The organism is Azospirillum oleiclasticum, from assembly GCF_013423485.1.
Lineage (GTDB): Bacteria > Pseudomonadota > Alphaproteobacteria > Azospirillales > Azospirillaceae > Azospirillum > Azospirillum oleiclasticum.
Window position 1 is genome coordinate 50,629 of the sequence record NZ_JABFFR010000032.1, and the last position, 20,732, is coordinate 71,360.

A 20,732-nucleotide genomic window follows, 5' to 3' on the forward strand; every position below is an offset into this window, starting at 1 on the left:
ACGCCATGCTGCCCCTTGCGGGAGTCACCATCGTCGCCGTGGAGCAGTACGGCGCCGGTCCCTTCGGGACCATGCTGCTCGCCGACCTCGGGGCCGAGGTCATCAAGATCGAGAACCCGGCCGACGGCGGCGAGATCGGCCGCCATGTCGGCCCCTATTACCTCGGCCCCGGCAACAGCCAGTTCTACCAGGCCTTCAACCGCAACAAGCGCAGCATCACCCTCAACCTGAAGCACCCGGAAGGCAAGGCGGTCCTGCACGATCTGGTCCGCAACGCCGACGCGGTGCTGGACAACCTGCGCGGCGACCTGCCGGAGAAGCTGGGGCTGACCTACGAGCATCTGAAGGCGGTCAACCCGCGCATCGTCTGCGCCCACCTGTCCGCCTACGGGCGGGAGGGGCCGCGCAAGGCGTGGCCCGGCTACGACTATCTGATGCAGGCGGAGGCCGGCTACCTGTCGGTGACCGGCGAGCCGGACGGCCCCCCCGCCCGCTTCGGCCTGTCGGTGGTGGACATGATGACCGGTCTGATGACCGCCTTCGGGCTGGTCTCCGCGGTGGTGGGTGCCCGCTCATCGGGCAAGGGCTCGGACGTGGACGTCAGCCTGTTCGACACGGCACTCCACAACCTGAACTATCTGGCCGCCTGGTACCTGAACGCCGGCCACCGCCAGGGGCGGGAGCCGCGCTCGGCCCACCCGTCGCTGACGCCCTCGCAGCTTTTCCGCACCGCGGACGGCTGGATGTTCATCATGTGCAACAAGGAGAAGTTCTGGCCGGTGCTGTGCGAGCGCATCGGCCGGCCGGAGTGGGGCAGCGACCCGCGCTTCGCCAGCTTCAAGGCCCGCCTCGCCAACCGCGCGGAGATGACGGAGCTGTTGGACGGCGTGCTGATGGAGCGGACCACCGCGGAGTGGCTGGAGCTGTTCGCCGGCGCGGTGCCTGCGGCCCCCGTCCTCGACATCGCCCAAGCGCTGGAGAACCCCTTCGTGCGCGACAGCGACCGCGTCGCCGACTTCACCGGCCCCGACGGGGAGACGGTGGTGCGCATGCTGACCGGCCCCGTGCGCATCGGCGGCGAGACGCTTCCCACCCGCGCCGCGCCGCTGATGGGCGCCGACACCGAGGCGGTGCTGGAGCGCATCGGCATCGGGCCGGAGCGGCTGGCCGAGCTGCGGGAGCGGGGGGCGGTCTGATGGGAGTGCCCGGACCGTCCACCAGCCCCACCAGCGACGGCCCGCGCTTCCAGGAGATCCTGGAGGCGTTGCGCGCCGACATCGTCGGTGGCCGGCTGGCGGTGGGCGAGCGGCTGCCGACCGAGCAGGAGCTGTGCCTGCGCTTCCGCGCCAGCCGCTACACGGTGCGCGAGGCGCTGCGCCGGCTCCAGGACATGGGGCTGATCGTGCGCCGCCAGGGGTCCGGCTCGGTGGTGGCGGCGAGCAAGGTGGACGGGCGCTTCCACAACTCCATCTCCAGCCTCGCCGAGCTGGTGCAGTACGCCGCCGACACCAAGCTGGAGGTGCTGGCGGTGGAGACGATCCTGATCACCGGCCGCACAGCCGACCTGCTGCACAGCCCGCCCGACGTGCCCTGGGTGCGGGTCAGCGCGCTGCGCCGCCAGCCGCCGGAACGCACGCCCTTCTGCTACACCGAGATCTTCCTGCCCGCCGCCTACGCCGACGTGGCCCGCGCCATCGGCACCTTCCCCACCGCCGTCTACGCGGTGGTGGAGAGCCGCTACGGCGTGCGGGTGGAGGAGGTGGTGCAGTCGATCGAGGCGACGACGGCGGACGCCAACCTCGCGTCCCGCCTGTCGGTGGAGCCGGGGGCGACCATCCTCACCGTCACGCGCCATTATCTGGATCCGGACGGCCGCGTCATCGAAGTGGCGGTCAACAGCCACCCGGCCGGCCGCTACCGCTACGAGATCACCCTGCACCGGGCGGATTGAGGCCGGAGGGGTAGAGGGAAGGAGACACCAGGATGCAACGGACCGACGCGATGGACGCGGCCCCGCCCCGCCCCGCCCCGGCCCCCGCCGCGGCGGTCCCGGGGCGCCGGGATGGCCTGCCGCGCTGGTGGGCCTTCATCGAGAACCACATCATCCTCAACGTGGCGACGATCCTGATGGTTGGCGCCATCGGGGTGATGTTCTACGAGGCGTCGAGCCGCTCGCTGCTCTCCGAAAGCCACTGGTGGGCGGAGGAACTGGTGCGCTTCCTGGTGGTGTGGAGCGTGCTGCTGGCGATCGGGGTCGGCACCCGGCACGGCCACTTCATCCGCATGGACCTGCTCTACGACATGCTGCCGCGCCGCGCCCGCATGGCGCTGGCTTGGCTGAACTGCGTCATCGGCCTGTTCTTCTGCGGCCTTCTGGTGGTCGCCGGGGTGCAGGAGGTGAGCCACCTCCACCACATCGGCATGCTGACCGACAGCAACCTCGACCTACCGCTGTGGCTGGTGCGGCTGATCCTGCCGCTGGGCGGCGTGCTCTATGGCCTGGCCTTCCTCGGCAACGCGGTGATGCTGCTGCGCGGGGTCGATCCCGACCAGCCGGCCGGCGGCGAACAGCTCTGACGCGCGCTCAGAAGAAGAACCGGGAGGACGCCCCATGACCACCATCGTCGCCGTCGCGGCCCTGCTCATCCTCGTCGCGTCCGGCGTGCACATCGCGCTGGCGCTGGGGATCATCGCGGTGGGGCTGCTGAACTTCAACTACAGCATCCCGGTCGTGCTCATCGCGCAGATGGCATGGGACAGCATCGACAAGTACGCGCTGGTCTGCATCCCCTTCTTCATCTTCGCCGGCAACCTGATGTCGCGGGGCAATCTGGCGCTGGTCATCCTGGAGCTGGTCGGCACGGTGATCCGCTGGTTCCGTGGCGGCATCGCGCTGGCGCTCGCCATCTCCAGCGTGTTCTTCGCGGCGGTCAACGGCTCCTCGGTGGCCTGCGCGGTGGCGCTCGGGCCGGCGGCGGTGAAGCTGCTGCCGGCCGAGGGCTACAGCACGCGCTTCGCCGCCTCGGTGGTGGCGGTGTGCGGCACGCTGGGGCTGATGATCCCGCCGTCGCTGACCTTCATCCTGATCGGCTCCATCGTCGGGCTGCCGATCACCGACCTGTTCATCGCCGGCATCGTGCCCGGCCTGTTCGAGGCGGCGCTGCTCGGCGTCACCACGCTGGTGGTCAGCCGCATCAACGGCTACGGCGGCATCGGCCACCGGCCGGACTGGAAGGGCTTTGGGCAGAAGCTGCCGGGGGCCGCCGGCGCGCTGCTGATGCCGGTGCTGATCATCGGCACCATCTACATGGGCTGGTTCACCCCGACCGAGGTGTCGGCACTCGCCGCCGCCTACGCCATGGTGCTGGTGCTGCTGGTCTACCGCACCGCCAACCTCGCCGCCGTGTGGGACACGGCGCGCGAATCGGTGATGCAGACGGTGATGATCTACGGCGTGCTGCTGGGCTCCGGCCTGCTGACCGCGGTGCTGACCCGGCTGGGCATCGCGGCGGAGCTGACCGGCATGCTGACGGCGGCGCAGGTCTCCCCCTTCGAGTTCCTGCTGGTGGTCAACCTCTGCCTGATCGTCATCGGCATGTTCCTGGACGGCGTTTCGATGATCGTGCTGCTGGCCCCCATCCTGTTCCCGATGGCGTCGGCGGTGGGCGTCAACCCCATCCACTTCGCGGTCATCATGACGGCGCTGGTCGAGGTCGCCACCCTGACCCCGCCGGTCGGGCTGAACCTGTTCGTGATGAGCCGCATCACCAAGCTGCCGCTGCACGAGATGGTGCGCGGCGTGCTGCCCTTCTACGGCGCGCGGCTGCTGGCGCTCGTCATTCTCAACGCCTTCCCGGCCCTGTCGCTGGCGCTGCTGTAGTTGCACGGCGAGCCCGCATCGGCCATCGTCCGCCCCATGGACAAGCCCATGGACAGGCCAGCGGACAAGACTGAGACGGACCGGGAGCCGACGCGCTACGAAGAAGTGGTGCGGGCGCTGCTCGCCGAGATCGACGGCGACGCCTACGAGATCGGCGACCGGCTGCCCACCGAGCACGAGCTGTGCGCCCGCTTCGGCGTCAGCCGCCACACGGTGCGCGAGGCACTGCGACGGCTGCAGGAGATGGGCATCATCCTGCGCCGCCAGGGCTCCGGCTCCGTGCTGGCGGCGAAACGGGCGGACGGGCGCTTCGTCAACTCCATCAGCTCGCTGGACGAGCTGCTGCAATACGCCACCACCACCCGGCTGGAGATCCTGTCGGTCGACCGCATCGTGGTGGAGGGCGATCTCGCCGCCCGGCTCGGCTGCCGCGCCGACACCCAGTGGTTCCGCATCGCCGCGCTGCGCCGGGCGCTGGAGACGGAATCCCCCTTCTGCTACGTCGAGGTCTACATCGACGGCGCCTTCCCCGAGGTGGTCCGCGACCTGGACGAGGTGCGCTACGCCTTCTATGCGACGCTGGAGCAGCGCTACGGCCTGCGCATCGCCGAGGTGATGCAGGATGTGGAGGCGGCCCCGGCCAGCGCCAACGTCGCCTCGCGCCTGCATGTGGCGCGCGGCTCGCCGACGCTGGTGATCACCCGGCGCTACTTCACCGACGCCGGCGCCCTGGTGGAGGTGGCGGTGAACAGCTTTCCCGGTGCGGCCTTCCGCTACAGCATGAGCCTGCGCCGGCAGTGACGGCCGGGCCGGCTCCGCTGACAACCTGCCGGGGAAACGCGCGTTCGCTGGCATGCATTCCCGGTATTCGACATCCCCGGCTGACTGAACCGCCCCAGGCTCCGATCCGGTGACGGTGGTGACGCCGGTCGTCCTGCTGCCGGATATGGGTTGGTTTTGCCGTGAGAAGAATGCCGCACTGGTCGGCGTCGCGGCGCTGTACGAGCGACCTGCCAAGCCTGCGTCATGCACGGACCAATAGCGGGTCCGATCCGCCCGTATTCAATCATCGGAAATGCCGATGATGATAATCGTATATTCCCGTTTCTCGCAACAGGCCAGAAAAACAATAATGACGCCGAAGAGAATAACTCGTCTTCCATTCTGAAGAATACCGCAGGTACATCATGAACACCGGGATCGAGACGAAGAGTGAACGGGTCCTCATCGTAGGGGGCAGCTCAGGTATGGGATTGGAGCTGGCACGGCTTCTCCTGACCGAGGGTACCCAGGTGACCATCGCCGGCCGGTCCGAGACCCGCCTGGAGGCGGCGCGGGTGAGCCTCTCGTCCGTGGGGGAGCAACTGACCACGGCCGTCGCCGACGTCACACATGAGGATCAGGTCGCGCACCTGCTCGGGCGGATCGGACCGCTCGATCACATCGTCACCACGGCAGCGGATATCGAAGGGGCTTACCAGCTTCTCCCATCGCTCGACCTCACCGCGGCCCGCCGGGTCGTCGATTCGAAGTTCATCGGCCCGCTGCTGCTCGCCAAGCATGGTGCGCCAGCGCTGTCGCAGCAGGGATCCATCACCTTCACATCGGGCATTGCGGCCTACCGGCCAACCGCGCGAGGATCGGTGGTCGCGGCGATCAACGGAGCCCTGGAGTCGCTCACCTACGCGCTCGCGGTCGAACTCGGCCCGATCCGGGTCAACGCGGTCTCGCCGGGCTGGGTCGATTCGCCGATATGGAAGCATGTTGCCGGCGACGCCAAGGCCGCGACGCTGGCCGCCATGGCGAAGCGGTTGCCGGTCGGCCGGGTCGGGCAACCGGATGACATCGCTTCGGCCATCCGTTTTCTGATGCGCAATGGCTTTGTCACCGGGTCCGTTCTGCACATCGACGGTGGCCACCGTCTGGTCTGATCGCGCCGATGCCGCCCCGCACGGTCGCCAGGAACAGGCGCAGGCCCGGAGGCTGCACGCGCCGGCGGCGCCACAGCATGGACACCGGGACATGGTCGGCTTCCCCGACCCAGGGCAGCACCGTGAGCCCGGTGGCCGCGGCGGCCGCGCACTCCGGGACGAGCGCGCAACCGAGCCCCGCCGCGACGAGCGCACGGATCGCCCCGATGCTGCCGAACTCCCCGGCCAGGCGTGGTCGGCCGACGCCAGCGACGGGAAACGCCTCATCGAACATCCGGCGGTACACGCAGCCCGTCACGGTCACCAGGAAGGGCTCGTCCGCGAGGTCGTCCCGCGCAACGGCGTTGCGCCCCGCCAGCCGGTGTCCCGGCGGCGCGATGATGGACAGGCGTTCCCGCGCGACCGTTGCGCGCTCGACGCCGTCTTCCGGTGGCCCGTCGCCAAAGACGAAGGCCACGTCGATGTCGCCGGCCCGGACGCCGCTGCGCAGTTCCCCGCTTCCGGCGGCTGCCATCCGTACCGCAACCGCGGGATGGGCCGTGCAGAAGGTCGTCAGCACCGGTGGCAGAAGGCTGCTGCACAGCGTCTCCAGACCACCGACCGTCAGGCTACCGGACGGCTGGTCAGCCAATTCGGCGACCGCTGACCGCGCCTCGTCGGCGAGGGAGAGAAGATCGGTAGCATGGTCCAGCAGACGTCGACCGGCATCGGTCAGCCGCAGGCGCCGCTTCGACCGGTCGAAAAGAATGGCACCGAGGTCAGCCTCCAGAGCCTGGATCTGCTCGGTTACGCTCGACTGGGCGAGGTGGAGCCGCTCGGCGGCGCGGGTAACGTTGAGCGCCGACGCCACGGCTGTGAACGTTCGAAGATGCTTGATCTGCATGCTCCAGTATCGCTGGATCGCCCGGCAAGTTCCAGTCCAGACCCATTCCTGCAGAGATCGGCAACGTGACGACGTGCTGCGATCCCCCAAACGCCCGCCACCGCCACTCCGCCGGCGTCTTCACGACCGCGGTGTGACGGATCAGGCGATTTCCCCGAGCCCGCGGATGGTCGAAGAGACGTCGGCGGCGCGGGGATGACGGTTCCATCAACGTCGCCAGACGCCCGCGTGGTCGGCAAGAAGCGGCCTCACACCTCCGCCCGCGCCAGGAAGGCGTCGATGTCCGCCCACACCGCGTCGCGGATGGAGTCGCGCTCCATCAGCGGCTCGTGCCTGGAGTCCGGGTAGCGGCGGATGGTGCCGTTGGGGAAGCGGCGGATCACCAGCTCGTGGGCGGCGGCGTTCACCACCTGGTCGCCGGGGGCGCTCAGCAGAAGCACCGGTGTCTCGACCGCCGCCAGCGGCAGCGTGCCCTGCACCTGGTCGGACGCCGCCAGCGCCGCGCGCAGCCAGCCGTAGGTGACGCCGCCCAGCCGAAGCTCCGGCCGGTCGCGGAAGGCGTCGTGATAGACGCGCCAGCGGGCGCGGTTGCTGGTGATGGCGTTCGCCGGCAGGAACGGGCCGTCGCGTTCCGGGTCGTAATCGCGCTGGGTCGGGGCGTAATCGGTCGCCCGGCCGAGGCGGCAGGCGGCGCCGGCGATCAGCCGCACCAGCCAGCGCGGCATGGCTCCGGTGTGGATGTCGTGCATCGGGGCGGACAGGATGGCGGCGCGGTACAGCGCCGGCCGCCGCGCCAGATGCAGGGTGGCGAGCATCCCGCCCATGGAATGGGCCAGAAGGAGGAGCGGCCCCGCCGCCCGCGGCAGCACCACCCGCTCCACGAAGCGGTCGAGGTCGTCGGCGAGCAGACCGAAATCGGCCAGATGGTGCTTGTGCGGGTTGTCGTCCATCCGCCCGCCGGACAGGCCCTGGCCGCGCCAATCCAGCGTCTCCACCGCGAAGCCGCGATCGAGCAGGGCCTCCGCGGTCTCCTGGTACTTCTCGATGAATTCCGTCCGGCCGTTCAGCAGCACGACCGAGCCGCGCTCCGCCCCCGGCCGCGACCAGCGCGCGGTGCGCAGCGGCGTGCCGTCCGCCGCAGCCAGGGTGTCGAAGGCGGGTCGATCCGTTCGCGATGCCGTGGCGACGCCGAGGCACCCCATTGTTGTCACAGCGCCATCCACCCGCGCGCCCCCGTCCTTCACCGACTGTTTACGGCGCCCACTATAGCGTTCGCGGGCGTGCTTCCAACACCCTGAAGCCCGCCCGCAAGGCCATAGGCCCTACGGCAGAGCTCCGGTCGGACGGGTACCTATTAATAGCGCGAGTACCCCTCGTGATCCTGGGTTAAAGTGGTGGTGTTCTCCATGAGGTACGAACCGTCATGCCCAACGTCGCGTCGCTCGATCCCGACCGTGTGACCTCCTCCGCCGATCTGCTTGGCGCCGGCGCGACGCCGGGCGCAACCGGGAGGCCGCAGCTTCGCCTTGTGGCGGATGCGCCGATCCGGCTGGCCGAGCCGCAGGTGGCGCGCATCCGCGGGCCGAAGCTGGTGCTGCTGTGGGTGTCGCTCGCCGCGGCGTCCTGGGTGCTGCTGGGCGGCATGGCCTACGGGTTCTACGCGGCGGCGACGGCTCTGCTGGGCTGAGATCACCGCGCCCGCGGCATCCGCCGGAAGGCTGTCAGCACCGCGCCCAGTCCGCCCGCGGCCGTGCGCCGCGACCACAGCAACGGCGCCAGCGCGGCGCGCGGCGCCATCCCGTGAACATGCACCGTCCGGCGGCCCAGCGCCGCCAGCCCGGCTTGCGCCACCTCCATCGGGTCCGCCGCCCCCGGCAGCGATCCGAATTCGAATCCCGCCCGCCGGCCGAAGCCGGTGCGCGTCGCCCCCGGGCAGAGGACGAGCACGTCGGCCATCCGCCCCTTCAGCTCCGCCGCCAAACCCTCGCCATAGGCCAGCAGGAAGGACTTGCTGGCGCCATAGGTGGTGACGAAGGGCACCGGCTGGAAGGCGAGCTGGCTCGACAGCAGGATCAACCCGGCCCGGCCGCCCGACACCGCCGCGCGGTCGAGCATGCCGGGCAGCAGCGCGCGGGTCAGCACCACCGGAGTGACCACGTTGAGCTCCACCGTCGCGCGCTCGAAGCCGGGGTCGTTCTCCAGGACGGCGCCGAAGGGACCCACCCCGGCGTTGTTGATCAGCAGGTCGATCCCCAACGCCTCGGCCTTGGCGATCACCGCCGTGCGCCCGTCGTCGGTGGACAGATCCGCGGCGATCACCTCCACCACGCGGCCGGGGGCCGCCAGCTGGTCGCGCATGCGGGTCAGCGCCTCGGCGTTGCGTGCGGTCAGCAGCAGGTCCGTGGTCCTCGGCAGGGCGCGCGCGAAGCACGCGCCGATCCCCGAGCTGGCTCCGGTGACGAGGGCGAAACGATGGGACATGACGGATCGGGCCTTGCGTTGGAGAGGCGGCGAAGCCGGAATGACGGTCGTGCGCCCCGCCGCGGGGTCAAGGCATCGGACCGCACCTGTCCACATGGGGCAAATCGGGCATAGATCGAAAGGCCATTGACGCAGCGCGGAAATTGCGGCAGCGTCGCGTATCCGTAAGTCGCGTACGCACAGCATGCACGTCATGCACGGTACGCGCGCGGGACTGCCGACCCGAATGAAACGTGCGCGTATGATCCCCTTGCGTCCGGAGCTGGCAACCATCACCACCCAACAGCGGCAATGCGACGCCAAGTATCGGCATAGAAACAGAACGGCTTGTTGAACCAATGCTTACCGCCAGCTTCTGGTAATACCAGGAGCCGCCCCGAATGCTGCGGAACCCGCGACGAAGATTCCCGTTTTCTTTCGTCCGCGGCCTTGCCATGATGCCGCCGCGGCGCACATACCGCACCGCACCATATCGCACGCCACCACGGCCACGGTGGCGCGAAGACGAAGGGACCAGTGTATGGACGATGTTCGACAGATCCAGAGGGACATGCAGGGCTATTGCATCGAGGATCTCACGGTCGGCATGACGGCCAGCTTCGCCAAGACGATCACCGACGCCGACATCGTTCTGTACGCGGGCATTTCGGGCGACACCAACCCGGTGCACATCAACCAGGAATACGCCAGCGGCACCATGTTCCAGGGTCGCATCGCGCACGGCATGCTGACGGCGGGCCTGATCTCCGCGGTGCTGGGCACCAAGCTGCCGGGACCGGGCTGCATCTACATGAGCCAGACGCTCAAGTTCAAGGCCCCCGTCCGCTCCGGCGACACGGTGACCGCGCGCGCCACCATCACCGAGGTGATCCGCGAGAAGAAGCGCTGCGTCATCAGGACCGTCTGCACCACCGGCGACACCGTGGTGCTGGAGGGCGAGGCGCTGCTGATGGTTCCGTCGCGCGGCTGATCCCTGTTGTGTGCTGCGGCGCGTTTACCGCGCCGCGCCGCCGCCCTATATTCCAGCCGGCCGAGGCGGCTGCGCCGGTCGAGCGGTGAGGCCCGCCCGGTCGGCGGGCCGCTTCGTTTTCCGGGGGCAAGGCCCGAGTGCGGGCGGGAACAGCGGGCATGCGACTTTACCGACACACGACGGATCTGCCGGCCGAAGCATGCGGCTCCGTGGTGGCCTTGGGGAATTTCGACGGCGTGCACCGCGGTCACCGCGCGGTGATCGGGGAAGCGCAGCGCATCGCGCGCGAGTTCGGCGCCCCGTCGGCCGTGCTCACCTTCGAGCCGCACCCGCGCAGCCTGTTCCGTCCCGACGACCCGCCCTTCCGCCTGTCACCCTTCCGGGTGAAGGCCCGCCATGTCGAGGCGCTGGGGGTGGACCTGCTGTTCGTCCGGCATTTCGACACCGCCTTCAGCCAGACCTCCGCGCGCGACTTCGTCGAGCACGAGTTGGTGGCCGGGCTCGGCATCCGCCACGCGGTGTGCGGCAGCGACTTCGTGTTCGGCCATGGCCGCACCGGCGACGTCGCGGCGCTGACCACGCTTGGTGCCGGGTTCGGCTTCGGCGTCACCGCTGTGGAGCCGGTGACGGACAGCGACGATGGGGTCTACTCCTCCACCCGCGTGCGCGACGCGCTGCTGCGCGGCGACCCGCGCGGCGCCGCCCGGCTGCTCGGCCGCCCGTGGGAGATCGAGGGGCGGGTGGAGCACGGCGCCCGGCTCGGCCGCACCATAGGCTTCCCAACCGCCAACGTGGAGCTGGCCGATTACCTGCGCCCGGCCTTCGGCGTCTACGCCGTGCGGGCGGGGGTGGACGAGGGGCTGTCCACCCTCTGGCACGACGGCGTCGCCAACCTCGGCCGCCGCCCGACCGTCGGTGGGCTGGTGGAGCGGCTGGAGGCGCATCTCTTCGACTTCGACGGCGACCTCTATGACCGGCACCTGCGCGTGCAGCTTCTGGAGTTCATCCGCCCGGAACGCAAATTCGACGGGCTGGACGCGCTGAAGGCCCAGATCAAGCTGGACGCCGAGGCGGCCAAGCGGGCGCTGGCGGCGTAGGGCGCGCCTGCGTTATGCTTTCCGTTGGTCACAGGGAGCATTGTGCCATGCCCGACGGCCCCCTCTACGAGACGGACTGGTACGCCTGGACGCAAGAGCAGGCGGCGGCCCTGCGGCGCATGGCCGACGCCCGCGCCAACACCGAACTCGACCTGGAGAATCTGGCGGAGGAGGTCGAGTCCTTGGGCCGCAGCGAAGCGTCCGCCCTGCGCAGCGATCTGGTGCGCGTCATCGAGCATCTGCTGAAGCTGGAACATTCCCCGGCCGCCGATCCGAGACGCAAGTGGCAGGCCAGCGTCATCGAACATCGAAGCCGGATCGAAACCACCCTGGACGACAGCGGCACGCTCCGCCGGAAGTTCCCCGACCTCCTGCCGGCGGCGTGGAAGGAAGCGCGCAAGGTCGCGAGCAGCGGCCTTGAGCTTTTCGACGGCTTGCCGGCCGACACCCTCCCCGACCATTGCCCCTACGACCTCGCCCAACTCCGCGACGACCGCTTCTGGCCGGTGAACCGGCACGGGCTGGAGTGAACGCTTCGGGTTGCCAAAGGCGGGGGGCGGGGGCTATTCAGGGCGGCGACACGCCGCCCCTGCCGCAGGACTCCGCCATGACCAACGCCCCCGCCAGCGCCAGCCCCGAGAAGGAGGCGATCGCCGCCGCCGCCGCGTCCATCCTGTTGGAGATCAAGGCGGTCCATTTCAACGCCGAGACGCCCTTCATCTTCACCTCGGGCTGGGCGAGCCCGGTCTACACCGACTGCCGGCGCATCATCAGCTTCGTGAACGCGCGGCGCGCACTGACCGACTTCGCGGTGTCCACCATCCAGCGCGAGGCCGGTTACGAGGCGGTGGACGCGGTGGCCGGCGGCGAGACCGCCGGCATCCCCTTCGCCGCCTGGATCGCCGACCGCATGGATCTGCCCATGCTCTACGTCCGCAAGAAGCCCAAGGGCTTCGGCCGCAACGCGCAGATCGAGGGCACCTTCCGCGACGGCGACCGGGTGCTGCTGGTCGAGGATCTGGCCACCGACAGCAAGAGCAAGGTGAACTTCGTCAACGCCCTGCGCGAGGCCGGCGCACAGGTGACCGACACCTTCGTCTTCTTCCACTACGGCATCTTCCCGCAGTCGGAACAGACCATGGCCTCCATCGGCGTGCGCCTGCACGCGCTGTGCACCTGGTGGGACGTGCTGAAGGTCGCCCGCGCCAAGGGCACCTTCGACGAGAACACGCTGACGACCGTCGAGGCCTTCCTCAACGATCCCGTCGGCTGGTCCGCCGCGCACGGGGGCAAGAGCAGCTTCGACTGAGCACTGACGGCAGGGTCCGGCGGCGGCTCCCTTGACCTGCCGCCCCCCTCGGCTATTATCCGCGGCCATGGCACGCACGCTCCGCTTTCCGGCGCAACCGGCGCGAATTATCGGCCCGGCACCCTGAGGGGGGCCGGGATGCGTCCGCCTGCGCCGGGCACCCTGACACGGGTGCCCGGACCCTGCCGCCACAAGGACCAGCGATGACCCGCGACTACAAGCCGACCGTCTTCCTGCCGCGCACCGACTTTCCCATGCGCGGCGGCCTGCCGACCAAGGAGCCCGAGCTGCTGAAGCGCTGGGCCGAACTCGACCTGTTCGCCCGTATGCGCGCGGAGTCCGCCGGACGGCCGAAGTTCATCCTGCACGACGGCCCGCCCTACGCCAACGGCAACATCCACATCGGTCACGCGCTCAACAAAATCCTGAAGGACGTGATCGTCCGTTCGCGGCAGATGATGGGGTTCGACTCCAACTACGTGCCGGGCTGGGATTGCCACGGCCTGCCCATCGAGTGGAAGATCGAGGAGAAGTACCGCGCCGCCGGCAAGAACAAGGACGAGGTGCCGATCGTCCAGTTCCGCGGCGAGTGCCGGCAGTTCGCCGAGCATTGGGTCGGTGTGCAGACCGAGGAGTTCAAGCGGCTGGGCGTCGAGGGCGACTGGAAGCGCCCCTACACCACCATGACCTTCCCCGCCGAGGCGCAGATCGCCCGCGAGATCCACAAGTTCGCCAGCAACGGCGGCCTCTACAAGGGCGTCAAGCCGGTGCTGTGGTCGGTGGTGGAGAAGACGGCGCTGGCGGATGCGGAGGTCGAGTACCACGACCACACCTCCTCCACCATCTTCGTGCGCTTCCCGGTCTATGGCGCCGCCACGCCGGAGATCGACGAGGCGACGGTGGTCATCTGGACCACCACCCCCTGGACCATGCCGGGCAACCGCGCCATCGCCTATGGCGACGAGATCGAGTACGGCGTCTACAAGGTGGGCGCGGTGGCCGAGGGCAGCCTGGCGGTGCCCGGTGAGCGGCTGGTGCTGGCGACCGCGCTGGCCGAATCCGTGCGCGAGCAGGCGAAGATCGGTTCCTGGACGCTTCTGCACAAGTTCCCCGGCGCCAAGCTGAACGGCACGCTGTGCCGCCACCCGCTGTTCGGCAAGGGCTACGACTTCCGCGTGCCGATGCTGCCCGGCGAGTTCGTGACGACGGAGGCCGGCACCGGCTTCGTCCACATCGCCCCCGGCCACGGCGAGGACGACTTCCACCTCGGCATGGCGCACGGCATCGAGGTGCCGCGCACGGTGGGCGAGGACGGCTCCTATTACGACTGCGTGCCGCTGTTCGCCGGCCGCCGAGTCTACACGGACGAGGGCAAGCCGGGCGACGCCAACAACGCGGTGATCGCCGCCATCCAGGAGGCGGGCGGGCTGCTGCACCGCGACCGGCTGCGCCACAGCTACCCCCATTCCTGGCGCTCCAAGGCGCCGCTGATCTTCCGCGCCACGCCGCAGTGGTTCATCTCCATGGAGACGAACGGCCTGCGCGCCACGGCGCTGGAGGCCATCGGCAACACCCAGTGGGTGCCGCCGCAGGGCGAGAACCGCATCCGCTCGATGGTCGAGACGCGGCCGGATTGGTGCATCAGCCGGCAGCGCGCCTGGGGTGTGCCCATCGCCCTGTTCGTGCGCAAGTCCGACGGCGAGATCCTGAAGGACCCGGCGGTGTTCGAGCGCATCGCCGGCATCTTCCAGACCGAAGGGTCGGACGCGTGGTTCGCGCGGCCGGCGCAGGATTTCCTGGGCAACGCCTACGACGCCGCCGATTTCGAGCAGGTGCGCGACATCGTGGAGGTGTGGTTCGAGTCGGGCTCCACCCACGCCTTCGTGCTGGAGCAGCGGCCCGAGCTGCAATGGCCGGCCTCGCTGTATCTGGAAGGCTCCGACCAGCACCGCGGCTGGTTCCATTCCTCCCTGCTGGAGAGCTGCGGCACGCGGGGACGCGCGCCCTACGACGCGGTGCTGACGCACGGCTTCACGCTCGACGAGCAGGGCCGCAAGATGTCCAAGTCGCTGGGCAACGTGGTGGCTCCGCAGCAGGTCTGCGACCAGTACGGCGCCGACATCCTGCGGCTGTGGGTGGTCGGCACCGACTACACCGAGGACCAGCGCATCGGGCCGGAGATCATCAAGTACCAGGCCGACCTCTACCGCCGCCTGCGCAACACCCTGCGCTACCTGCTGGGCGCGCTCGCCGATTACAGCCCGGCCGAGCGGCTGGAACCGGCGGCGATGCCGGAGCTGGAGCGCTGGGTGCTGCACCGGCTGGTGGAGATGGACGCGCACGTACGGCGTACGGTGGAAGCGTACGACTTCCACGCCGCCTTCTCCGCCATCCACAATTTCTGCGCGGTCGAACTGTCGTCCTTCTATTTCGACGTCCGCAAGGACAGCCTGTACTGCGACGCGCCGGGCAGCGACCGCCGCCGCGCCGTGCGCACGGTGATGGAGCATCTGCTGTCGGCGCTGACCGCGTGGCTGGCCCCGGTCCTGTGCTTCACCGCGGAGGAGGCGTGGCTGCAACGGCCGGAGAGCCTGCGCGGCGAGCCCGACTGGTCGGCCGAGAGCGTGCACCTCCGCCTGTTCCCAGGCATCCCGGAGTCCTGGCGGGACGACGCGCTGGCGGCGAAGTGGGCCGGCGTGCGCGACGTGCGCCGCGTGGTGACTGGAGCGCTGGAGCTGGAGCGCGCCAGCAAGCGCATCGGCTCCTCCCTCCAGGCCAACCCGACGGTGTATGTGCCGGCCGAGGTCAAGGCGCTGCTGGCGGACGTCGATTTCGCGGACGTCTGCATCACCTCGCAGATCACGGTGACCGAGGGTACGGCCCCCGACGGCGCCTTCACCCTGCCCGACGTGGCGGGTGTGGGCGTGGTGCCGGGGCTGGCCGAGGGCGGCAAGTGCGAGCGCTGCTGGAAGATCCTGCCGGAGGTCGGCACGGTGGCGGCGCACCCGACGCTCTGCCGGCGCTGCGCCGACGCGGTCGACGGCATGCCGGGGTTCTGAGGCGATGACGGATTTCGCCATGCGGCGCACCCGCTCCCATCTGGCGCTCGGCCTCGCGGTCGCGGCCGTGGTGGTCGTTCTGGATCAGCTCACCAAATGGTGGATCCTGAACACGGTCATGCAGCCCTTCCCGCGGGTCGTCGAGGTGGCGCCCTTCTTCAACCTCGTCCTCACCTGGAACCCGGGCGTCAGCTTCGGCATGTTCGCGCACGAGGCGGAGTACATGCCCTATGTGCTGAGCGCGGTGTCGGTGGTCATCACCGTGTTCCTTCTGGGCTGGCTGCGCCGCGCCGACAGCCGCTTCGTGGCGCTGTGCCTGGGGCTGGTGATCGGCGGGGCGATGGGCAACGTGGTGGACCGGCTGCTCTACGGAGCGGTGGCGGACTTCCTGGATTTCCACGCCTTCGGCTTCCACTTCTGGGCGTTCAACATCGCCGACAGCGGGATCAGCGTCGGAGTCATACTCCTCGTCATAGACGGGCTGTTCCGCGGAAGCGATTCGGCGTAAAAGACCGCTGCGACGGGCCGCGGGCGGTTCTTTCGCGGCCATGGACAGACACGGGACCGGCATCGTGATGAGCACCAATTCCTTCTACCCCGCACTGCGGCCCCTTCTGGCGCTGGCGCTCGCGGGCATCGCCCTGTCCGGCTGCGGCGAGACCCGGCGCGCCATCGGTCTCGACCGCACCAGCCCGGACGAGTTCGCCGTCGTGTCGCGGGCGCCGCTGACGCTGCCGCCCAACATGGCAGCACTGCCGCCGCCGCGCCCCGGTGCGGCGCGCCCGCAGGAGCGCACGGCCACCCAAACGGCCGCCGCGTCGGTCTTCGGCAGCGCCCCGCGCGCATCGGCCGCGGGACGCACGGCCGGCGAGCAGGCTCTGATTGCCCAGGCCGGCGCCAAGGGCGGCATCGAGCCCGGCATCCGCACCAAGGTGGACCAGGAGACGACCGACCTCATCATCGCCGACCGCCGCTGGATCGACACGCTGCTGTTCTGGCAGAAGCAGGAGGCGCCCTACACCGTCGTCGACCCGGCCAAGGAGCAGCAGCGCCTCCGTCAAGCCGAGGCGCAGGGCAAGCCGCTCAACGACGGCACCGTCCCGACCATCGAACGCAAGCGCAAGGCCCCCCTGGAAGACTTGTTCTGACCGGGGTTCCGCACCACCCTTTGTGGGGCGCGCCGCTCACCGGCGCGCCCTTTTCGTATCCGGCGCCCGCCATGCTTCACGAGGGCGCCCGTGCCCAGGGAGTCCGCCGGCCGATGCACGCCGCCCGCCCGTTCCGCGTCACCCTCGCCCTCCTCCTGACCGCCATGCTGACGCTCACCGCGGGTGCCGCGTCCGCGGTGGAGAAGGGGGTGTTTTTTCCGGAGACCTTCACGCTCGGCAACGGCATGCAGGTCGTGGTCGTGACCAACCGGCGGGTGCCCGTCGTCACCCACATGGTGTGGTACCGGGTGGGCTCGGCCGACGAACCGCGCGGGGTGTCGGGCATCGCCCATTTCCTCGAACACCTGATGTTCAAGGCGACCGACAAACTGGCCCCCGGCGCCTTCAGCCGCATCGTCGCCAAGAACGGCGGGCGCGACAACGCCTTCACCTCCTACGACTACACCGCCTATTTCCAGAACGTCGCCCGCGACCGGCTGGAGCTGGTGATGTCGATGGAGGCAGACCGCATGGCGAACCTGCGGCTGACCGACGCGGTGGTGCTGCCCGAACGCGACGTCATCATCGAGGAGCGGCGCCAGCGTACGGAGAACGAGCCGGCCGACCGGCTGGGCGAGCAGGTGAACGCCACCCTGTACGTGCACCACCCCTACGGCACCCCGGTGATCGGCTGGGGGCCGGAGATGTCCAGGCTGACCCGCGCCGACGCCGAGAGCTTCTACCGGACCTGGTACGCGCCCAACAACGCCATCCTGATCGTGGCCGGTGACGTCAGCGCCGAGGAGCTGCGCCCGCTGGCCGAGAAGTATTACGGCGTCATCCCCGCCCGCCCGGTGCCCGAGCGCGTCCGCGTGACCGAGCCGCCGATGTCGGCCGCCCGCCGGGTGATCCTGGCCAACGCCGAGGTGCGGCAGCCCTCCTTCCGCCGCTCCTGGCTCGCCCCCTCCTACCGCACCGCGACGGGGAAGGAGGCGTACGCCCTCCAGGTCCTGTCGGAGATCATGAGCGGCGGATCCGATTCGCGCCTGTACCGCGCGCTGGTGGTGGAGGGACGGCTGGCGACCTCCGCCTTCCTCGGCTACGGCCCGTCGGCCTGGGACCGCACGTCCATCACCGGCGGCGCCGTGCCGGCGCCGGGGGTGGAGATGGACACGCTGGAGCGCGCCTTCGAGGCGCAGATCCTCCGCCTGCTGGAGGACGGCGTGACGGAGGAGGAAGTCGCAACCGCGCGCAAGCGCATGCTGGCGTCCGCCGCCTTCGCGCTCGACAGCCTGTCCGGCCCGGCACAGGCGCTGGGCTCGGCGCTCGCCACCGGCCAGAGCATCGATGATGTGGAGAGCTGGCCGGTGCGCATCGACTCCGTCACCAAGGCCGATGTGGACGCCGCCGCACGCGCCGTGCTCGGCCAGACCAACCATGTGACCGGCCTGCTGCTGCCGAAGCCCGGGAAGGACAGCTGACGATGACCGCTCCGTTCCGCAGGATCGCCCTGCTTCTCGTCGCGTTCCTGATCCCCGCCCTGCCCGCGCACGCCATCGACATCAAGCGGGTCATCAGTCCCGGCGGCATCGAGGCGTGGCTGGTCGAGGACCAGAAGATCCCCGTCATCGCGCTGGAATGGGCCTTCGAGGGTGCCGGCGCCCGCGATCCGGAGGGCAAGGCCGGCCTCGCCAACCTCGCCGCGCGCAGCATGGACGAGGGCGCCGGCCCCTATGATTCGCAGGCGTTCCAGAACCGTCTGCGCGACAACGCCATCAGCCTGGGGTTCGACGCCGGCCGCGACGCCTTCACCGGCAGCCTGCGCACGCTGCGCGAGACGCGTGACGAGGCGTTCGAACTGACCCGCCTCGCCCACGCCGAGCCCCGCTTCGACGCGGAGCCGGTGGAGCGCATGCGCGCCTCGGTGCTGGCCGGTCTCCGGCGCGATCAGTCCGACCCCAACTACGTCGCCCGCCGCGTCTTCTACAGCACCGCCTACCCCGGCCACCCCTATGGCGAGGAGCTGCGCGGCACACCCGAATCGCTGGCCGCCATCACGCCCGACGACCTGCGCGGCTTCACCCGCAAGCAGCTCGGCCGGGACCGGCTGGTGGTGACCGCCGCCGGCGCCATCTCGCCGGAGGAGCTGGCCCCGGCGCTGGACCGCATCTTCGGCGCCCTGCCCGCCACCTCCGCATCCGCGCCGCTGCCCGACGTGGCGATGGCGGGCGCCGGGGAAACGGTGATGGTGCCGCGGCCGACGGCGCAGAGCGTCATGCTGATGGGCCAGCGCGGCATCCCCCGCTCCGACCCCGACTGGTTCGCCGCCAGCGTGATGAACTACATCCTCGGCGGCGGCGGCTTCACCTCGCGCCTGATGGAGGAGGTGCGGGAGAAGCGCGGCCTCAGCTACGGCGTCTACAGCTACCTCGTGGCGCTCGACCACACCGCCCTGGTGATCGCCAGCGGCTCCACCGTGAACGCCAAGGCCGGGCAGGCGCTGGACATCATCCGGGCGGAATGGGCCCGCATGGCGCGTGAGGGCGTGACCGACACAGAGCTGGCGGACGCGCGCACCTACCTCACCGGTTCCTTCCCGCTCCAGTTCACCTCCACCAACGCCATCGCGCGCATCCTGCTGCAGGTCCGCCGCGACCGGCTGGGCATCGACTATCTCGACCGCCGCGACGCCCTCATCAACGCCGTGACCAACGAGGACGTGCGCCGCGTCGCCGCCCGCCTGCTTGATCCCGCCCGGTTGCTGACGGTCATCGTCGGCCGCCCGGAAGGCGTGACGGCGACGCGCACGGTGGAAGGGGGAAGCTGACTGGACGGGTGCCGTGGGGTCGCGGAATGCAGCCGCCCATCCGGACACGCCGACACCCCCTTGCCCTGGCGATGGCTTTGCCCAGGCGCTTGCGGGCGTGTGCGGGTCATGATAGGAATTATAGCTTAAATCACCAGGGATCCGCCGACGCGCCGGTTGGCGGGGGGATCGGACGGTGCGCTCCGCCGCCCCGCGTCCGTGCGACACAGGTGTCGCACGGACGATCCGGCCGGTATCGCCCAAGCCTCTGATCCAGTACGCGAATCACCCCTTCTCCGGCGTGCGACATCCGGCGTGTCGCGCGAAAACCGTCGCACGATGTTGCACGGGTTGCGGCGACGCCGCCTTTGGGCGTCGGCGTGCCACCAAAGATGGTGCCTCCTCCGCGCATCCCGCTAATTCCGCCTGTTCCGATGGGGAAGGCGGTGGTCCGATCCGTGGTGCTCCGGGTTATCGCCCGCGACATCACCGCGAGCGGGACCATGAACCAACGCGTCATTCCATCACACACCCACGGCTCCGGACCGCCACTGGCGCGGCGTGGCCTGCTGCGGCTGGCGCTCGGTGCCGGGATCGGTGCCGTCACGGCGGTTCGGGGAACCGGCGCCGCGGCGGCACCGATCCCGGCACCGGCAACCCAGCGGTGGCTGCGCCTCCACAACACGGTGACCGGCGAGCGTTTCGACGACCTCTATTGGGATGGCGGCCGGCCGGTGCCGGACGCGCTGGCCAGCATCGACTGGCTGTTGCGCGACCATCATTGCGACCGCTGCGCCCGCATGGATGTGGACCTGCTGCACCGGCTGTCCGACCTGCAGGCCCGGCTGCCCGCCCACGGCCCCATCGAGGTGCTGTCGGGCTACCGGACGGCGGAGACCAACCGCCGACTGGTCGCCTCCGGCATCGGCGCCTCGCCGCGCAGCCTGCACATGGAGGCCCGCGCGGTAGACATCCGGGCGCCGGGCGTGCCCGCGCGCACCCTGTACCGGGCGGCGCTCGCCTCCGGACCGGGCGGTGTCGGCGGCTATCTGCGCCGCCGCTTCGTCCATCTCGACACCGGGCCGGAGCGGCGCTGGCTCGGGCGGTGACCGGTTGCGCCGCCGCGGCTTCACCGAAAGCCCCCGGCCTCTACCCCATTCCCACGCTT

At 70.0% G+C, this 20,732-nt stretch carries 20 protein-coding genes; 17 read left to right on the forward strand and 3 right to left on the reverse strand.

What is annotated here, in order from left to right; genetic code table 11:
• Window positions 1-5 precede the first annotated feature (5 nt).
• The 6 genes from HL658_RS27085 (at window position 6) to HL658_RS27110 (ending at window position 5,811) form a co-directional block, all read left to right on the forward strand.
• On the forward strand, window positions 6-1,196 hold the full coding sequence (locus tag HL658_RS27085) for a CaiB/BaiF CoA transferase family protein (protein ID WP_180285491.1): 1,191 nt from the start codon (window positions 6-8) through the stop codon (window positions 1,194-1,196).
• Window positions 1,196-1,951 (forward strand): GntR family transcriptional regulator, encoded by a 756-nt coding sequence (locus HL658_RS27090; protein ID WP_180285492.1) that lies wholly within the window; start codon window positions 1,196-1,198, stop codon window positions 1,949-1,951. The genes HL658_RS27085 and HL658_RS27090 overlap by 1 nt, the downstream gene beginning before the upstream one ends.
• A 32-nt stretch (window positions 1,952-1,983) precedes the next feature.
• The gene (locus HL658_RS27095; protein WP_180285493.1) at window positions 1,984-2,577 is read left to right on the forward strand and encodes a TRAP transporter small permease; all 594 of its coding nucleotides are present in this window, start codon (window positions 1,984-1,986) and stop codon (window positions 2,575-2,577) included.
• Window positions 2,578-2,611: 34 nt separating this feature from the next.
• Window positions 2,612-3,880 carry a TRAP transporter large permease gene (locus HL658_RS27100; RefSeq protein WP_180285494.1) on the forward strand — a complete coding sequence of 423 codons (1,269 nt, stop codon included), beginning with the start codon at window positions 2,612-2,614 and terminating at the stop codon, window positions 3,878-3,880.
• A gap of 48 nt (window positions 3,881-3,928) precedes the next feature.
• Window positions 3,929-4,681: a GntR family transcriptional regulator gene (locus HL658_RS27105; RefSeq protein ID WP_246337929.1), complete on the forward strand. Its 753-nt coding sequence runs from the start codon at window positions 3,929-3,931 to the stop codon at window positions 4,679-4,681.
• A gap of 386 nt (window positions 4,682-5,067) precedes the next feature.
• Entirely contained in the window at window positions 5,068-5,811 is a 744-nt protein-coding gene (locus HL658_RS27110) for an SDR family oxidoreductase (protein ID WP_180285496.1), read from the forward strand.
• Here HL658_RS27110 and HL658_RS27115 read toward each other — a convergent pair.
• Window positions 5,765-6,694, reverse strand: a complete 930-nt coding sequence (locus HL658_RS27115) for a LysR family transcriptional regulator (protein WP_180285497.1) — start codon at window positions 6,692-6,694, stop codon at window positions 5,765-5,767. The two genes, HL658_RS27110 and HL658_RS27115, sit on opposite strands and share 47 nt — an antisense overlap.
• 248 nt (window positions 6,695-6,942) lie before the next feature.
• Window positions 6,943-7,896 carry an alpha/beta fold hydrolase gene (locus HL658_RS27120; protein ID WP_180285591.1) on the reverse strand — a complete coding sequence of 318 codons (954 nt, stop codon included), beginning with the start codon at window positions 7,894-7,896 and terminating at the stop codon, window positions 6,943-6,945.
• 221 nt (window positions 7,897-8,117) lie between these two features.
• Here HL658_RS27120 and HL658_RS27125 point away from each other — a divergent pair, with 221 nt between their 5' ends.
• A complete protein-coding gene (locus HL658_RS27125; RefSeq protein ID WP_180285498.1) occupies window positions 8,118-8,381 on the forward strand; it encodes a hypothetical protein in 264 nt (87 codons plus the stop codon).
• A gap of 2 nt (window positions 8,382-8,383) precedes the next feature.
• Here the strand turns inward: HL658_RS27125 and HL658_RS27130 are convergent, their stop codons facing one another.
• Window positions 8,384-9,175 (reverse strand): SDR family NAD(P)-dependent oxidoreductase, encoded by a 792-nt coding sequence (locus tag HL658_RS27130; RefSeq protein ID WP_180285499.1) that lies wholly within the window; start codon window positions 9,173-9,175, stop codon window positions 8,384-8,386.
• 520 nt (window positions 9,176-9,695) lie between these two features.
• Here HL658_RS27130 and HL658_RS27135 point away from each other — a divergent pair.
• The 10 genes from HL658_RS27135 to HL658_RS27180 all read left to right on the forward strand — a co-directional run bounded on the left by HL658_RS27135 (window position 9,696) and on the right by HL658_RS27180 (window position 20,673).
• Window positions 9,696-10,145, forward strand: a complete 450-nt coding sequence (locus HL658_RS27135) for a MaoC family dehydratase (protein ID WP_180285500.1) — start codon at window positions 9,696-9,698, stop codon at window positions 10,143-10,145.
• 158 nt (window positions 10,146-10,303) lie between these two features.
• On the forward strand, window positions 10,304-11,242 hold the full coding sequence (locus tag HL658_RS27140) for a bifunctional riboflavin kinase/FAD synthetase (RefSeq protein ID WP_180285501.1): 939 nt from the start codon (window positions 10,304-10,306) through the stop codon (window positions 11,240-11,242).
• 47 nt (window positions 11,243-11,289) lie between these two features.
• Window positions 11,290-11,772 carry a DUF29 domain-containing protein gene (locus HL658_RS27145; RefSeq protein WP_180285502.1) on the forward strand — a complete coding sequence of 161 codons (483 nt, stop codon included), beginning with the start codon at window positions 11,290-11,292 and terminating at the stop codon, window positions 11,770-11,772.
• Window positions 11,773-11,849: 77 nt separating this feature from the next.
• Window positions 11,850-12,551 (forward strand): orotate phosphoribosyltransferase, encoded by a 702-nt coding sequence (locus HL658_RS27150; protein WP_180285503.1) that lies wholly within the window; start codon window positions 11,850-11,852, stop codon window positions 12,549-12,551.
• 203 nt (window positions 12,552-12,754) lie between these two features.
• Window positions 12,755-15,610: an isoleucine--tRNA ligase gene (gene ileS / locus HL658_RS27155; protein ID WP_180285504.1), complete on the forward strand. Its 2,856-nt coding sequence runs from the start codon at window positions 12,755-12,757 to the stop codon at window positions 15,608-15,610.
• A 4-nt stretch (window positions 15,611-15,614) separates the two neighbouring features.
• Entirely contained in the window at window positions 15,615-16,118 is a 504-nt protein-coding gene (gene lspA, locus HL658_RS27160) for a signal peptidase II (protein WP_180285505.1), read from the forward strand.
• 67 nt (window positions 16,119-16,185) lie between these two features.
• Window positions 16,186-16,758: a DUF3035 domain-containing protein gene (locus HL658_RS27165; RefSeq protein WP_246337931.1), complete on the forward strand. Its 573-nt coding sequence runs from the start codon at window positions 16,186-16,188 to the stop codon at window positions 16,756-16,758.
• A gap of 113 nt (window positions 16,759-16,871) precedes the next feature.
• Entirely contained in the window at window positions 16,872-18,239 is a 1,368-nt protein-coding gene (locus tag HL658_RS27170) for an insulinase family protein (protein WP_180285507.1), read from the forward strand.
• 2 nt (window positions 18,240-18,241) lie between these two features.
• Window positions 18,242-19,585, forward strand: a complete 1,344-nt coding sequence (locus tag HL658_RS27175) for a M16 family metallopeptidase (RefSeq protein ID WP_180285508.1) — start codon at window positions 18,242-18,244, stop codon at window positions 19,583-19,585.
• Window positions 19,586-20,067: 482 nt separating this feature from the next.
• Window positions 20,068-20,673 (forward strand): YcbK family protein, encoded by a 606-nt coding sequence (locus HL658_RS27180; protein WP_180285509.1) that lies wholly within the window; start codon window positions 20,068-20,070, stop codon window positions 20,671-20,673.
• Window positions 20,674-20,732: the final 59 nt, after the last annotated feature.

Excerpts from the sequence above, each read along its gene's own strand:
- HL658_RS27140 (WP_180285501.1), top strand. The coding sequence starts at position 10,304 with ATGCGACTTTACCGACACACGACGGATCTGCCGGCCGAAGCATGCGGC.
- HL658_RS27085 (WP_180285491.1), top strand. The coding sequence starts at position 6 with ATGCTGCCCCTTGCGGGAGTCACCATCGTCGCCGTGGAGCAGTACGGC.
- HL658_RS27125 (WP_180285498.1), top strand. The coding sequence starts at position 8,118 with ATGCCCAACGTCGCGTCGCTCGATCCCGACCGTGTGACCTCCTCCGCC.
- HL658_RS27100 (WP_180285494.1), top strand. The coding sequence starts at position 2,612 with ATGACCACCATCGTCGCCGTCGCGGCCCTGCTCATCCTCGTCGCGTCC.
- HL658_RS27175 (WP_180285508.1), top strand. The coding sequence starts at position 18,242 with ATGACCGCTCCGTTCCGCAGGATCGCCCTGCTTCTCGTCGCGTTCCTG.
- HL658_RS27150 (WP_180285503.1), top strand. The coding sequence starts at position 11,850 with ATGACCAACGCCCCCGCCAGCGCCAGCCCCGAGAAGGAGGCGATCGCC.
- HL658_RS27095 (WP_180285493.1), top strand. The coding sequence starts at position 1,984 with ATGCAACGGACCGACGCGATGGACGCGGCCCCGCCCCGCCCCGCCCCG.
- HL658_RS27165 (WP_246337931.1), top strand. The coding sequence starts at position 16,186 with ATGAGCACCAATTCCTTCTACCCCGCACTGCGGCCCCTTCTGGCGCTG.
- HL658_RS27090 (WP_180285492.1), top strand. The coding sequence starts at position 1,196 with ATGGGAGTGCCCGGACCGTCCACCAGCCCCACCAGCGACGGCCCGCGC.
- HL658_RS27120 (WP_180285591.1), bottom strand. The coding sequence starts at position 7,896 with ATGGGGTGCCTCGGCGTCGCCACGGCATCGCGAACGGATCGACCCGCC.
- lspA (WP_180285505.1), top strand. The coding sequence starts at position 15,615 with ATGACGGATTTCGCCATGCGGCGCACCCGCTCCCATCTGGCGCTCGGC.
- HL658_RS27180 (WP_180285509.1), top strand. The coding sequence starts at position 20,068 with ATGAACCAACGCGTCATTCCATCACACACCCACGGCTCCGGACCGCCA.
- HL658_RS27130 (WP_180285499.1), bottom strand. The coding sequence starts at position 9,175 with ATGTCCCATCGTTTCGCCCTCGTCACCGGAGCCAGCTCGGGGATCGGC.
- ileS (WP_180285504.1), top strand. The coding sequence starts at position 12,755 with ATGACCCGCGACTACAAGCCGACCGTCTTCCTGCCGCGCACCGACTTT.
- HL658_RS27135 (WP_180285500.1), top strand. The coding sequence starts at position 9,696 with ATGGACGATGTTCGACAGATCCAGAGGGACATGCAGGGCTATTGCATC.
- HL658_RS27110 (WP_180285496.1), top strand. The coding sequence starts at position 5,068 with ATGAACACCGGGATCGAGACGAAGAGTGAACGGGTCCTCATCGTAGGG.
- HL658_RS27170 (WP_180285507.1), top strand. The coding sequence starts at position 16,872 with ATGCACGCCGCCCGCCCGTTCCGCGTCACCCTCGCCCTCCTCCTGACC.
- HL658_RS27105 (WP_246337929.1), top strand. The coding sequence starts at position 3,929 with ATGGACAGGCCAGCGGACAAGACTGAGACGGACCGGGAGCCGACGCGC.
- HL658_RS27115 (WP_180285497.1), bottom strand. The coding sequence starts at position 6,694 with ATGCAGATCAAGCATCTTCGAACGTTCACAGCCGTGGCGTCGGCGCTC.
- HL658_RS27145 (WP_180285502.1), top strand. The coding sequence starts at position 11,290 with ATGCCCGACGGCCCCCTCTACGAGACGGACTGGTACGCCTGGACGCAA.